Origin of the sequence: Dinoroseobacter sp. S124A, from assembly GCF_049801015.1 — a bacterium.
Classification (GTDB): domain Bacteria; phylum Pseudomonadota; class Alphaproteobacteria; order Rhodobacterales; family Rhodobacteraceae; genus Dinoroseobacter.
In genome coordinates, this window is sequence record NZ_JBNAGD010000001.1 from 712,960 (window position 1) to 724,720 (window position 11,761).

General features: G+C 64.7%; 14 protein-coding genes and 1 other RNA gene. 5 read left to right on the top strand and 10 right to left on the bottom strand.

What is annotated here, in order from left to right:
• Positions 1–81 precede the first annotated feature (81 nt).
• From ACP15I_RS03450 to ACP15I_RS03495, 10 genes are all read right to left on the bottom strand, one after another.
• A complete protein-coding gene (locus tag ACP15I_RS03450) occupies positions 82–612 on the bottom strand; it encodes an SspB family protein (RefSeq protein WP_424973892.1) in 531 nt (176 codons plus the stop codon).
• Positions 613–708: 96 nt separating this feature from the next.
• On the bottom strand, positions 709–1,968 hold the full coding sequence (chrA, locus tag ACP15I_RS03455) for a chromate efflux transporter (protein WP_424973893.1): 1,260 nt from the start codon (positions 1,966–1,968) through the stop codon (positions 709–711).
• 40 nt (positions 1,969–2,008) lie between these two features.
• Positions 2,009–2,353, bottom strand: coding sequence for an antibiotic biosynthesis monooxygenase family protein (locus ACP15I_RS03460; RefSeq protein WP_424973894.1), 345 nt, complete (start codon positions 2,351–2,353; stop codon positions 2,009–2,011).
• A 24-nt stretch (positions 2,354–2,377) separates the two neighbouring features.
• On the bottom strand, positions 2,378–3,040 hold the full coding sequence (locus tag ACP15I_RS03465) for a DUF1194 domain-containing protein (RefSeq protein WP_424973895.1): 663 nt from the start codon (positions 3,038–3,040) through the stop codon (positions 2,378–2,380).
• A 97-nt stretch (positions 3,041–3,137) separates the two neighbouring features.
• Positions 3,138–3,767, bottom strand: coding sequence for a phage tail protein (locus ACP15I_RS03470; RefSeq protein ID WP_424973897.1), 630 nt, complete (start codon positions 3,765–3,767; stop codon positions 3,138–3,140).
• Between the two features lie 90 nt (positions 3,768–3,857).
• Positions 3,858–4,550, bottom strand: coding sequence for a VPLPA-CTERM sorting domain-containing protein (locus tag ACP15I_RS03475; RefSeq protein ID WP_424966824.1), 693 nt, complete (start codon positions 4,548–4,550; stop codon positions 3,858–3,860).
• A gap of 229 nt (positions 4,551–4,779) precedes the next feature.
• Positions 4,780–5,130: a transfer-messenger RNA gene (gene ssrA / locus ACP15I_RS03480) on the bottom strand.
• 2 nt (positions 5,131–5,132) lie between these two features.
• The gene (locus ACP15I_RS03485; RefSeq protein WP_424973898.1) at positions 5,133–5,483 is read right to left on the bottom strand and encodes a DUF4345 family protein; all 351 of its coding nucleotides are present in this window, start codon (positions 5,481–5,483) and stop codon (positions 5,133–5,135) included.
• Between the two features lie 103 nt (positions 5,484–5,586).
• A complete protein-coding gene (locus ACP15I_RS03490) occupies positions 5,587–6,633 on the bottom strand; it encodes an extracellular solute-binding protein (RefSeq protein ID WP_424973900.1) in 1,047 nt (348 codons plus the stop codon).
• Positions 6,634–6,728: 95 nt separating this feature from the next.
• Complete coding sequence (locus ACP15I_RS03495) at positions 6,729–7,457, bottom strand: FadR/GntR family transcriptional regulator (protein ID WP_424973901.1); 729 nt, start codon at positions 7,455–7,457, stop codon at positions 6,729–6,731.
• 79 nt (positions 7,458–7,536) lie between these two features.
• Between ACP15I_RS03495 and ACP15I_RS03500 the strand changes: the two genes are divergently transcribed.
• The 5 genes from ACP15I_RS03500 to acuI are packed head-to-tail and all read left to right on the top strand — an operon-like array spanning position 7,537 to position 11,676.
• Entirely contained in the window at positions 7,537–8,292 is a 756-nt protein-coding gene (locus ACP15I_RS03500; RefSeq protein ID WP_424966820.1) for a DUF2182 domain-containing protein, read from the top strand.
• Between the two features lie 38 nt (positions 8,293–8,330).
• Positions 8,331–9,035, top strand: a complete 705-nt coding sequence (locus tag ACP15I_RS03505; protein ID WP_424966819.1) for a DUF1326 domain-containing protein — start codon at positions 8,331–8,333, stop codon at positions 9,033–9,035.
• Positions 9,032–9,538: a DinB family protein gene (locus ACP15I_RS03510; protein ID WP_424973902.1), complete on the top strand. Its 507-nt coding sequence runs from the start codon at positions 9,032–9,034 to the stop codon at positions 9,536–9,538. Before ACP15I_RS03505 ends, ACP15I_RS03510 begins: the two co-directional genes overlap by 4 nt.
• The gene (locus ACP15I_RS03515) at positions 9,535–10,641 is read left to right on the top strand and encodes a dimethylsulfoniopropionate demethylase (RefSeq protein ID WP_424966817.1); all 1,107 of its coding nucleotides are present in this window, start codon (positions 9,535–9,537) and stop codon (positions 10,639–10,641) included. The genes ACP15I_RS03510 and ACP15I_RS03515 overlap by 4 nt, the downstream gene beginning before the upstream one ends.
• A 48-nt stretch (positions 10,642–10,689) precedes the next feature.
• Complete coding sequence (gene acuI / locus ACP15I_RS03520) at positions 10,690–11,676, top strand: acryloyl-CoA reductase (protein WP_424973903.1); 987 nt, start codon at positions 10,690–10,692, stop codon at positions 11,674–11,676.
• Positions 11,677–11,761: the final 85 nt, after the last annotated feature.

The window sequence follows — 11,761 nt, forward strand, 5'->3', positions numbered from 1 at the left end:
TGCATGCGGGGCAATCGGTGATTGCGCAAACAGGTCAGGGCCAATTGGCGCAGGGATCACGCCGGGCCGGGTGGTGGGTCGTTACTTGCGGAAGGAATCGAGGCTGACGATCTCGGCCTCGCCGGTTTTGGCGGGCTTCTCGGCGTCTTCGGCGGCGTCGCTGGGCGGGGTGCTCCGGCTTTCGGCGGCGGGGACGAGGGTGCGGACCTCGTGGGGGCCGTCCTCGGTGGCGTCCTCCTCGGCCTCGTCATCGCTGTCCTCGTGGTTTTCAAACCGCAGGCCAAACTCGACCGAGGGGTCCACGAAGGTGCGGATCGCGTCCAGCGGCACGGTCAGCGCTTCGGGCTGATCGCCGAAATTCAGGATCACCGAGAAATCGGCGTCGCGCACTTCGAGCCCGTCGAACCAGTGCTGCAGCACGATGGTCATCTCATCGGGATAGCGCTCGCGCAACCAATCCGACAGCTCGACCTCCGGATGCTGGGTGTCGAAGGTGATGAAGAAGTGGTGATCCCCCGGCAATCCGCCATCCGCGACTTCGCGCAGGACGTCCTGTATCAGGGACCGCATGGCGCGGTGCATCATGTTTCCATAGTCCAGGCGGTCAGCCATCCATGGGCTCCTCATCATCTGCGGGGTCAGGGTAAGTTGAGTCGCAGACAATGGAAAGGTCCGCTCTGGAAAAAGGGTGTTTCTGCGAAGCCCGGCTCAGACCAGCGCGAGCCCCCCGGCAAGAACCGCGCAATAGCCAAGCACCCAGGGCAGGGAAAGGCGCAGACGCAGCGAGAGATAGGCCGCAACCAGCGTCAAGGCCACCGCGCGCCCGTTGATACTGCCAAGCTCGGGCAGGATCAGCGCCAGACCGGGTAGGGGCACTTGGTAAAGCTCGGCAAAAAGCACATGGAGCGCGAACCACAGCGCCAGGTTCAGGATCACCCCGACCACCGCGGCGGTGATCCCCTGCAGCGCGCCGGTCAGACGGGGCCGCGTGGCGATCCAGTCCACGTAAGGTGCGAAGGTGAAGATCCACAGGAAGCAGGGCACGAAGGTCACCCAGAGCGTGACCAGAGCCGCCGCCAATGCGAGCCCCGGCCCGCCTTGCAGGAACCCGGCGAGAAAGCCCACGAATTGGGTCACGAGGATCAGCGGTCCGGGCGTGGTCTCGGCCAGCCCCAGCGCGTCAATCATCTGGGCCGGGTCGAGCCAGCCGCGCTCGGCGACGACCTCCTGGGTCATATAGGCCAGCACCGCATAGGCCCCGCCGAAGGTCACCACCGCGAGCTTGGCGAAAAAGAGCGCGATCTGGGTCAGAAAGCTCGCCCCCATGGCCCAGAGAAGGGCGATCGGGGCCAGCCAAGCGCTCAGCCACAGGGCGATCCGTCCCCAGGCCGGGCGCGGTGGACGGGCGGCGGGGTCGGGCGGCTCCAGCGGCGTGACGCGGATCCGCAGCGCGCCATAGCCCGCCGCCAGCGCGATGATCAGCGGAAAGGGCAGGCCAAAGACGAAGATCGCGGCAAAGCTCAGCCCGGCCAGCGCCCAGCGATCCGGCGCGGTCAGGGTGCGCCGGGCCAGACCGAGCAGCGCCTTGAGCACGATCACCACCACCGCTGCCTGCACGCCGAGAAACACCGCCTGTACCAAGGGCACGGTGCCGAGCAGGGCATAGGCAAAGGCCAGCGCCAGGATCACGCAGGCCCCGGGCAGCACGAAAAGCCCGCCCGCGATCAGCCCGCCCGCCGTGCCGCGTAGCCGCCAGCCCGCATAAGTGGCAAGCTGCATCGCCTCGGGCCCCGGCAAGAGCATGCAAAAGGACAGCGCGTTGAGGAATTGCGGCTGGGTCAGCCAGGGGCGCGCCTCGACCAGCTCCTCCTGCATCAGGGCGATCTGGGCGGCGGGTCCGCCAAAGGACAGAAGACCGATCCGTCCGAAGACGCGGGTCAGCTCGGCAAGGGAGGGGGCAGGGGCCATGGGCCGGATCTAGCGCCGCAGGGTCACGGGCGCATGACGATCAGCCATGGAGCGCGACACTGTCATCCGGGGCCTGGTCCCGCTCGGTCATCCCGTAGTCGCGCAGCACATGGGCCACGCGCAGGCGGTAATCGCTGAACATGGTTTCGCGCCCGGCCTTCTGGGCCTGCCGGTGCTTGGTCAGGCGGCGCCAATCGGCCAGCGCCTCTTCATCCCGAAAGAACGACACCGACAGGAGCTTGCCCGGCGTGGTCAGGCTCTCGAACCTTTCGACTGAAAGAAAGCCGTCGATCTCCTCGACGAGCGGGCGCATCTCGGCGGCCATGGCGAGATAGGCGTCGGTCTTCCCTTCGGCGGGATAGACCTCAAAAATCACTGCGATCATCGGAGCTCCTGTAAGGTGGCGGGCCTAGAACATGATCTGCGCGGTCTCGCGGCGGATCTTCTCGCGCAGGGTCCGGGCATAGTCGCGATAGCCCCGCGCGGTCATCACGAAACCGCCCCGGGTGATGACCGAGCGCTTGAAATAGGTGGTGATCGACAGACCGAGGGATTCGATGGCCAGCCCGTTGATCTCGATGCCGGCGCGCTCGGCGGCGCGACGGGCGCCGCGCGGATCCGTGCCCGCATTGTCCGGCCCGTCGCCGGAGACATCGATCACCTTGCGCGCGCAATCGGGCACCTGCGTGAATTGGGCCATGGCTGTGCTGAGCGCCTCGCCCACGGCGGTGTTCGACATGATATAGGCGCGGGGCATCATCCGGGCCTGTTGGGCGAACCGTTCGAGATCCGACTTGGTCTGCATCCGGGTCCACGGGATCGAGATCTGCTGGGCACCGCGGCCCGACCATTGCATGACCGCCAGCGCCATCTGCCCCTGCACCAGCGCATCGGCAATCTCGGCATCGCCAAGCGCGTCGGCCAGCCCCTCGGTCTGGAACCGGTATTCGGCGGCATCGATGGATTGCGAGACGTCGATGGCCAGTAGCAGCGCGGTCTGACAGGCGCGCGCCGGAAGGGCGACGGCAAGCAGGATCGAGGCGAAGGCAAGTGGGCGCAGAAGAGCGATCATGTCCCCAGACTGCACGCCGCGCGGGCAACGTGCAATCATGCAGTGATCCGGGCTGCGCCGGGCAACGTGGGTCCCGTTGCGCGACGCGAGGCCGCAATCAGTTGCGGGACGGAAAAATACCCTGCAGCGCCACGCAGTAGCGCAGCACAAGTGTCGGCTGCATGTTGTTCACGGCTGTCCCGCTGCCCACGGTGGTCTCGGTCACACTCGCCATGTCACTGTTCATCAGCGTGTTCGGCGCCGTGCTATAGATGGGGGCGTTCGTGGACAGGGCCGGCACCCCGCCCGCAGGAGACGGCGACGAGCCCGGAGCCGCGTTGCCTTGAATGGCGACGGCGACCCCATGGTTGTGAGCCGGCATATTGTCTGTGGTCAAGGTGTTGGTTTCGATTCCGATTTTCTGACCCAGGGCACGGTAGCTCAGGCCAGCGCTTTGGCCAAGGGACACCGGCACGCGGCCCCGCAGATCCGGCAGTCCAAAGGTGGTGCGGCCATCGCCGCCATAGATCGTGCCATAGAGCGCGAACAGCGCGGAGAATCGCGAGACCTCGAGCAACTTTCCGTCGGCTTCGGTCCATCCACGGGGGCAGAAGTTGTAACCCACGAGCATGATCTCTCCGATGAACGGTTCCGCGCCGGCATTGGCCTTGCTCGCGGGCATGGGGCCGATCAGGGCTGCGGTGAGTACTGCAAACAGCGAGGCTTTAAGTGATTTAGAAGTGGACATGGTTTCTCCCGAACAGGTTTTGAAATGCCTGTCGCGCTGTGCGACAGGCGGGTTGGTAATGGGGCGAGTTAGGGTTTCGGCGGGGCCGGATCAGGTCTTTCTGTGCCTGGCATACCCAAGCAGTCCGAGCGCGCCCAGCAAGAGCGGCAGTCCGGCCGGCAGGGGAACCGGCGGCGGGGGCGGAGCTGTTGCTTCGGTCTCGAATGTCAGGCTCACGAAGTCGATGGCGTAAGCATCTTGTCCAGAGAATCCCGGCGCGGCGAACTGAAGAAAATCTTGTTCCGGTATAATGGTCAGGGTGTTCGTTCCGTCCAGAATCAGGTCAGTGGCCACGTCGAACATCACCGTCTCGATCCGGTTCGGCCCGTTCCCATCCGGGGTGGCCGCGGAGAAATACGTGCCGACATCCGTACCATTGACCTGGAACCGGGCCCCTTCGAACGCATCGCCGAACAAGCCGCCATTTGCCGGGCTGTCTGCCTTCAGATCGAGCCCCCAGACCTTTGCGGTGAATGTCGCACTGGTGACCGTGGTTCCGGTCAGATCGATGACCGCCGAGAACGAAGCTGTCCCGATTTCGCCAAAAACATCCGTATTCAGCGGATCCAAGGCGGTGCTGTTGTCCTGCGGCAGCACTGTCGGGGCGGTCTGTACGCCTGGGCAGGCGCCGCCGAGCCCGAAGCAGTCGTCATCTCCGAATTGTATCGATGTGGTCGCGGCCAGCGCCGGGCTGGTAGTCACAGCGAGTGCCGTCACCAATCGTAAAATGAATCTGCGTCGCATTGAGAGCGCTCCCAAACTGGATAAGTTGAAAAAACAACGAAGAAAAATCCGTTAGGGGGTCATTGTTGACGATTTTGAATTATTTGGGAACGAAAATCTGCTGGCGCGTGCGTCACGCCTCGGACGGCTTTGCGGATCAACGCAGTCCGGATATTGGTTCCGCACGCAACTGAGGACCCTGAGCGGGGGGCTCATTTGGGCCGAAAAGACAGCTATGATTTGTGGGGGAAATGCAGGCTTCTGTTGCCAGGTGCCTGCGAACCCCGCCTTACGCGGCTAGGCGCAAGGGCTTAAGTTTCGGTGTTGTTACTGCTTACGCAGCAACGGCCACCGGAGCACGGTTGTCGTTTGCAACTGTACAATTTAGGCCGATAACGGTGGCACCCAGCCGAGACAAAGCTAACCCCTTTAGACGTTCGTCGATCCTGTTTCGGCCCCATCTGCCCGCAAACGACGGGGATGTTGGTGGAGCCGCCGGGTACCGCCCCCGGGTCCGATCCGCTTATTACGAGCGCGTTTATGTCCATAGTCCCGAAGGACAGATCCCAACATAAGCACAGCGGCGGGAAGTTGAAAGAGGGATCAGAGGTTGATCGCAAGCGCGAGGACCGCCACGACCGCCTCGGTCGCGAAAAAGCCCCAGGTCCGGCGCGTCGGGGCCTCGTCCCGCAAAAGCGATGTGAGGCGCCCGATGGCGGCCCCGCCCCAGGCAAAGCCCACCATGGCATAGGCGGTGGGGCTGCCAAGGATCAGCGCGCCGACCCCCAGCCCGACGAAGAGGGCGCCTGCCGAGGCGCGGATCTCGGAGACGCCCATGGTGGTCTCGCCGCGCTGCAGGTCGAGCGTCTCCATGGTGAATTTCGGGGCGAGCCAGCCGAAGCAGCCGAGGCCGATGCTCATGAGGGCGATGAGGATGTTAAGAATGTCGATCATGGGGTCCGGGTCTCTCTGATGTCTCTGCGGTAGCTAGGGCGCACTGAAACGAAAACACCGCGCCGAGGCGCGGTGTTCCCGAAAAATCTCGTGATCGCCCGGATCAGAACCCGGCCTTGATCCGCTCGAAGGTTTCGGATTGCTTCTGGCGCAGCTCCATATCCATGGGCAGCTGGGCCAGCACCGGGGCATTCACCACGCCCAGACCCACCTCGGCCAGCGCATCCGCCCCGACCTCGGTCATGGCAGCGGCGTTGGAATGCCCATAGCCCGCCTCGAGCAGGGGTTGGGTCGAACTGGGGTCGAGCACCGCGTTGAGGAAATCATAGGCCTTGTCCTCGGACCCCTGACCCTCGGCCAGGTTCACATAGCCACAGAGCCACAGGGACGAGCCCTCGGTCGCCTCCTGCTGATAGCCGATGGGGAAGCCTTCTTCGGCCATGGTGGGCAGGGTCTCGTTCCAAGCCCAAGCCGCCACGACCTCGCCCGTGGCCAGAAGCTGCGCCAGCTCACCGGGATCGGTCCAGTAGGTGCGCAGGTTCGGATGCACCTCGCGCAGCCAGGCGGAGGCGGCGTCGAACTCCGCGTCGGTGGCGGTGGTCCAGTTCGTGGTGCCCGTGGCCAGATAGGCCAGCGCATAGGCGTCATCCACATTGTCCGGCAAGGTCAGCATCTGGCTATAGGCCGGATTGCGGAAGATCTCGAGCGTGGCGACATCTTCGGCGGGCACCTTGTCGGTGTTATAGGCGATCGCCGTAGAGCCGAAATCGACCGGGATGAAATAGACATCGCTGATGCCCTCGGTCACGTCCTGCCCGGTGAGGTTCGCGTTCAGATCGCCGTAAGCGGGGATGCGCGAGATGTCCCAGGGCTCCAGGATGCCGCTCTCGACCCATTTGGTCACCGAGCCGGCGCAGACATGGCTGACATCGGGTTTGAAGCCCGAGACGATCTTCTGGAATGCCTCTTCCTCGTCGCCGAAGAAGGTGAATTCCGGGCTCGCCCCATGGGCAGCGGTATAGCTCGTGTGAAAGGCGGGATCTTCGAACCCGGCGTAATCAAAGACGATCAGATCACCATCGGCGGCCCCGACCGGGGCAGCGAGCGCAACAAGCGCGGTGGTGGCGGTCAGGCGAAAGGCTGCGGTCATCAGGGTCCCAAGCTCCAAGGTCAACACTACGGGCGCGACGTTAGAAAGAACCCCGCGCAGGTGCAATACGCCGCGTTCCGGACGCGGCGGGGTGGTCAGCGCGCCGCCCGTTTCGCGCGCATCTGGCTGCCGAGATCGGCGGTATAGTCGGCAAGATCCGACAAGGCCGCTGTGACGCCCGCGCCATCGCGCGCCGCCATAGCGTCACGGATCCGCTGGTGCAGCGTCGCGATCCGTGCGCGCGAGCGCTCGGTGTAGGTGATCATGTTCATCAGGGGCTGCATCCCCTCGACCGCGCCCGCCAGTTGGTAGCTCAGCACCGGATTGCCCGCCGCCTCCACCAGCACCCGGTGAAAGGCCACATCGGAGGCGCAGAAATCCGTGTCGCTCAATCCTGGGTCCGCCTGTCGCGTGACCTCGGCGCTCATGGCCGCGAGATGCGCGTCTTCGCGCCGGGCCGCGGCCAGGGGGGCCACGGCCCGTTCTAGGGCAAAGCGCGCCTCGCAGGCGGTCTCGAAATCCACCGCGTTCATGCTCAGCACAAGCGTGGCGGTCGTTTCCTGCTGCGCGGCGGCCTCGGCAAAGCTCAGCCGGTTGACGAAGGCCCCACCCGTCGCCCCGCGCTGGGTCCGGATCAGGTTCTGGGCGGCCAGCCGTTTCAGCGCCTCGCGCACCGTGGGGCGCGAGACCTCGAACCGCTCGGAAAGCTCTGCCTCCGAGGGCAGGCGATCATCCACCAGAAGGTCCTCGCGCAGGATCGCATCCTTGATCGCGTCGGCGATCTGAACGGCGAGATCCCGCCCTGGGTCGAGTTGATAGTCCATGCCCGCTCCATATGTCAGACATTAATTGTTTGACATTTAGTCTGCGCCGATAAATCCTTCGCTGCAAGAGGGAGGATTCATGACATATCTGCGCGCATCCATGAGGAGCCTGTCCTGGCTCACGGTGTTTGTCATCATCCTTCTGGCGTGGTGGGTCATGTTCGACATGGCCCGGATGAGCGGCGTCGATGTCTGGGGCCGTCCGGTGGGCATGAACATGATGCCCATGGAAAGCTTCGGCACGCTCTTTGCCATGTGGGCGATCATGATGGCGGCGATGATGCTGCCCACCATGGTGCCAACCATGGGCACCTATGACGCGCTGATCAAATCCGCCGATGGCACGCGGCTCGGCTGGGTCGGAGTGCTGCTTGGGTATTTCGCGGTCTGGATCGGGATGGCCGCCGCGCTGGCGGGACTGCAACTGGTGGCGCTGCGGGTCGGGCTTGTGGACGGGCTCGGCGCGTTCCACTCGCTCTGGGCCGCGGGCGCGCTTCTGCTGGTTGTCGGTGCCTTTCAGTTCAGCCGCCTTAAGGCGACCTGCCACGGGGTCTGTCATGCGCCGATGCAGTATTTCCTCGGCCATTGGCGCACGGGCTTTGTCGGCGGGCTGCGCATGGGGGCGGGGCTGGGCGTCTTCTGTGCGGTCTGCTGCTGGGGCCTGATGGCGCTGGGCTTTGTCGGGGGCACCATGAGCCTTGTGTGGATGGGCCTCGCGACCCTGTTCATGGTGCTCGAAAAACTGCCCCAGATCGGGGATTACGTGATCCGCCCCATGGGTGCGGCACTCATCGTGGCCGGGCTGGCCGTCATCGGCCTCGCGGCTGTCGGATAAACGTCGGGTCTGAGACCCGGCAACAGGGAGGGAGAGGCATGGCTGTGAAGAAAGCGCGCAAGAGCGACCGGCTGCAGGTGATGGAGCGGATCGACGCCCGCATGAACCCGCGACGGCGCAGGATGGAGCCAACGAACTGGGCGCTCAAGGGGGAGCTGTTCATGAACTGCTCCTGTACGGTCTTCTGCCCTTGTGTTGTGAGCTTGGGCAAGCACCCGCCGACCAATGGCTATTGTCAAACCTGGTTCGGTGTTTCCATCGATAGCGGACATTTCGAAGGTGAACCTCTGGACGGCATAAACGCGGCCCTTCTCGTGGATATCCCAGGCAAAATGGCCGAGGGCGGTTGGAAGGTGGCGGTCTATATCGATGAGAGCGCGACCCAAAAAGCGTATAACGGTTTGCTGAAGATCTTCTCGGGCGCTGCGGGTGGGACCACGGGGGTCTTTCACTTCCTCGTCTCCGAGATCCTCGGCGCCGAGCGCGAGCGCGTGATCATCGAGAAGGATGGCGGGCGTCGGAAAATCACCGTTGGGCGCAAGATCCAGGGCGAGATCGAGTTGATCGGGGGCAAGGATACGAACCATCCGGTGATGGTCTCGAACTCAAAATACTGGATGGGTCCGGACGTTCTGGTGGCCCAAGGGCTGCGTTCGAAGGTTCGCGATTACGGTCGGGTTTGGGATTTTGACGGGAAATCGGCGGATATCACCCCGATCGACTGGAAAGGACCCAAGCCGTGATCACCCCTGAGTTCTGCCGCACCATGGCGCGTTATAACGCCTGGCAGAACGGCGCGCTGATCGCGGCGGCCGATGGTCTGGGCGAGGCGGAGCTGGTCAAGTATCGCGGCAGTTTCTTCGGCTCGATCCTGCAGACGTTTTCCCACCTGCTCTGGGGGGATACGCTCTGGATGAGCCGGTTCGACGGGTGGGACACGCCCAAGGGCGGGATCACCGAGAGTGTCCGCTTCGTCGAGGACTGGGGCAGGCTGACCGATCTGCGCGCGGATGCGGATGCGATGATCCGCGACTGGGCGGACGGGCTGGACGAGGCCGCGCTGGGCGGCAGTCTGAGCTGGTATTCCGGCGCGCTGAAGGCGGATGTGACACGTCCGCTGGCGCTTTGTGTGGCTCATTTCTTCAACCATCAGACTCACCACCGGGGTCAAATCCACGCCATGCTGACAGCAGCCGGTGCGCGCCCCGGGGATACGGATCTCTTTGTCATGCCGGAGGGTATATGACGCATCTTCTTTCGCCGTCACGCCGGTTGCGGCGCACGCCGTTTTCCGACGGGGTCGAGGCCGCCGGGGTGCGGGCCTATACGATCTACAATCACATGCTGCTGCCCACGGTGTTCGAGAGTGTCGAGGCGGATTACCACCACCTGAAATCCAAGGTGCAGCTCTGGGATGTGTCCTGCGAGCGTCAGGTGGAGCTGCGCGGACCGGATGCGGGCAAGCTGATGCAGCTGCTCACGCCGCGCGACCTGCGGGGCATGCTGCCGGGGCAGTGCCTGTACGTACCGATGGTTGACGAGACCGGCGGGATGCTCAACGACCCGGTGGCGCTCAAGCTGGCCGAGGACCGGTTCTGGATCTCCATCGCCGACAGCGATCTGCTGCTCTGGGTCAAGGCGCTGGCCAATGCGCGTCAGCTCGAAGTGCTGGTCGAAGAGCCCGATGTTTCGCCCCTGGCCTTGCAGGGACCGCTGGCCGATACGCTGATCTCGCGGGTCTTTGGCCCCGATGCCGTGGCGCTGCGCTTCTTCCGCTTCGGGTTTTTCCAGTTCGAGGGGCGCGATCTCGTGGTCGCGCGCTCGGGCTATTCCCGTCAGGGCGGGTTCGAGATCTACGTCGAAGGCAGCGATCTGGGCATGCCCCTCTGGCAGGCCTTCATGGAGGCGGGCGAGGATCTGGGCGTGCGCGCGGGCTGTCCCAACGGGATCGAGCGGATCGAGGGCGGGTTGCTGAGCTATGGCAATGACATGACCCGCGCCAACACCCCCTATGAATGCGGGCTGGAGCGGTTCTGCAACGTGCAGACGGCCATTGGCTGCCTCGGGCGTGATGCGCTCCTGCGGGTGGCCATGGATGGCCCCAACCGCCAGATCCGTCCGATCGAGATCCGCGGCGAGGCAGTGCCGCTCTGTGACCGGGCCTGGCCGATCCTCGCGCAGGGGCGGCCCGTGGGGCAGGTGACCTCGGCGGCCTGGTCCCCGGATTTCTCGACCAACGTGGCGATTGGCATGGTGCGGATGACCCATTGGGATCCGGGCACCGAGTTGATCGTTGAAACCCAGGACGGGGCCCGCGAGGCCATCGTCCATGACACATTCTGGCACTAAGCGACGCCCTCTCGGGACGCGTCGCGGAACGACTCAAGGAGAGTTCAGATGAAAGCATTGGTGGTCCGCAAGGAGGGCGACGAGAAACCCGTCGCCGCCGTCGAGGAGATCGGGATCGACGATCTGCCCGCGGGCGAGGTGACGGTGGATGTCGAGTACTCCACCGTGAACTACAAGGACGGGCTCTGCATCGGGCCGGGCGGCGGGCTGGTGCGCAAGTACCCCCATGTGCCGGGGATCGACTTTGCCGGGACCGTCTCGGCCTCTGACGATGACCGCTACAAGCCGGGCGACAAGGTCGTGCTGACCGGCTGGCGCGTGGGCGAGGCCTATTGGGGCGGCTATGCGGAAAAGGCGCGGGTCAAGGCCGATTGGCTGGTGCCGCTGCCTGAGGGGCTGAGCACCAAGCAGGCCATGGCCGTGGGCACGGCGGGCTTCACCTCGATGCTGGCGGTCATGGCGCTGGAGGATCACGGGCTCGTCCCCGGGCAGGGGCCGGTGCTGGTCACGGGCGCTGCGGGCGGTGTGGGCTCGGTCGCCACGGCGATCCTTGCGGCCAAGGGCTATGAGGTGGCGGGTGTCACGGGCCGCCCCGAGACCGCCGACTACCTCAAGAGCCTCGGCGCGACCCAGATCGTCGCCCGCGAGGATGTCGCCGAAACGGTCAAGCGTCCGCTGGAATCCGAGACCTGGTCGGGCTGCGTCGATGCCGTGGGCGGGGCCATGCTTGCGCGGGTGCTCGGCCAGATGAATTACGGGGCCTCGGTGGCCGCCGTGGGTCTCGCCGGGGGCGCGGGCCTGCCGGCGACGGTCATTCCCTTCCTTCTGCGCGGGGTGAACCTGCTGGGGATCGACAGCGTCATGCAGCCCTATGACAACCGCGTCCGCGCCTGGGGCGAGATCGCGGCCCATCTGCCCATGGACAAGCTCGAAGCGATGGTCAATCCGGCGACCCTGTCGGATCTGCCGCAGCTTGGGCGCGATATCCTCAAGGGGCAGGTCAAGGGCCGTGTGGTCGTGGATGTGCGTGCCTGATCCACACGGATCATCGTGATTTAATCCTTGCAAGCCCGGGCCTTGAGGTCCGGGCTTCATCTTTTGCGCGAGCATTGGCCTGGGC

Excerpts from the sequence above, each read along its gene's own strand:
- ACP15I_RS03465 (WP_424973895.1), bottom strand. The coding sequence starts at position 3,040 with ATGATCGCTCTTCTGCGCCCACTTGCCTTCGCCTCGATCCTGCTTGCC.
- acuI (WP_424973903.1), top strand. The coding sequence starts at position 10,690 with ATGAAAGCATTGGTGGTCCGCAAGGAGGGCGACGAGAAACCCGTCGCC.
- ACP15I_RS03460 (WP_424973894.1), bottom strand. The coding sequence starts at position 2,353 with ATGATCGCAGTGATTTTTGAGGTCTATCCCGCCGAAGGGAAGACCGAC.
- ACP15I_RS03485 (WP_424973898.1), bottom strand. The coding sequence starts at position 5,483 with ATGATCGACATTCTTAACATCCTCATCGCCCTCATGAGCATCGGCCTC.
- chrA (WP_424973893.1), bottom strand. The coding sequence starts at position 1,968 with ATGGCCCCTGCCCCCTCCCTTGCCGAGCTGACCCGCGTCTTCGGACGG.
- ACP15I_RS03470 (WP_424973897.1), bottom strand. The coding sequence starts at position 3,767 with ATGTCCACTTCTAAATCACTTAAAGCCTCGCTGTTTGCAGTACTCACC.
- ACP15I_RS03500 (WP_424966820.1), top strand. The coding sequence starts at position 7,537 with ATGACATATCTGCGCGCATCCATGAGGAGCCTGTCCTGGCTCACGGTG.
- ACP15I_RS03475 (WP_424966824.1), bottom strand. The coding sequence starts at position 4,550 with ATGCGACGCAGATTCATTTTACGATTGGTGACGGCACTCGCTGTGACT.
- ACP15I_RS03450 (WP_424973892.1), bottom strand. The coding sequence starts at position 612 with ATGGCTGACCGCCTGGACTATGGAAACATGATGCACCGCGCCATGCGG.
- ACP15I_RS03490 (WP_424973900.1), bottom strand. The coding sequence starts at position 6,633 with ATGACCGCAGCCTTTCGCCTGACCGCCACCACCGCGCTTGTTGCGCTC.
- ACP15I_RS03505 (WP_424966819.1), top strand. The coding sequence starts at position 8,331 with ATGGCTGTGAAGAAAGCGCGCAAGAGCGACCGGCTGCAGGTGATGGAG.
- ACP15I_RS03515 (WP_424966817.1), top strand. The coding sequence starts at position 9,535 with ATGACGCATCTTCTTTCGCCGTCACGCCGGTTGCGGCGCACGCCGTTT.
- ACP15I_RS03495 (WP_424973901.1), bottom strand. The coding sequence starts at position 7,457 with ATGGACTATCAACTCGACCCAGGGCGGGATCTCGCCGTTCAGATCGCC.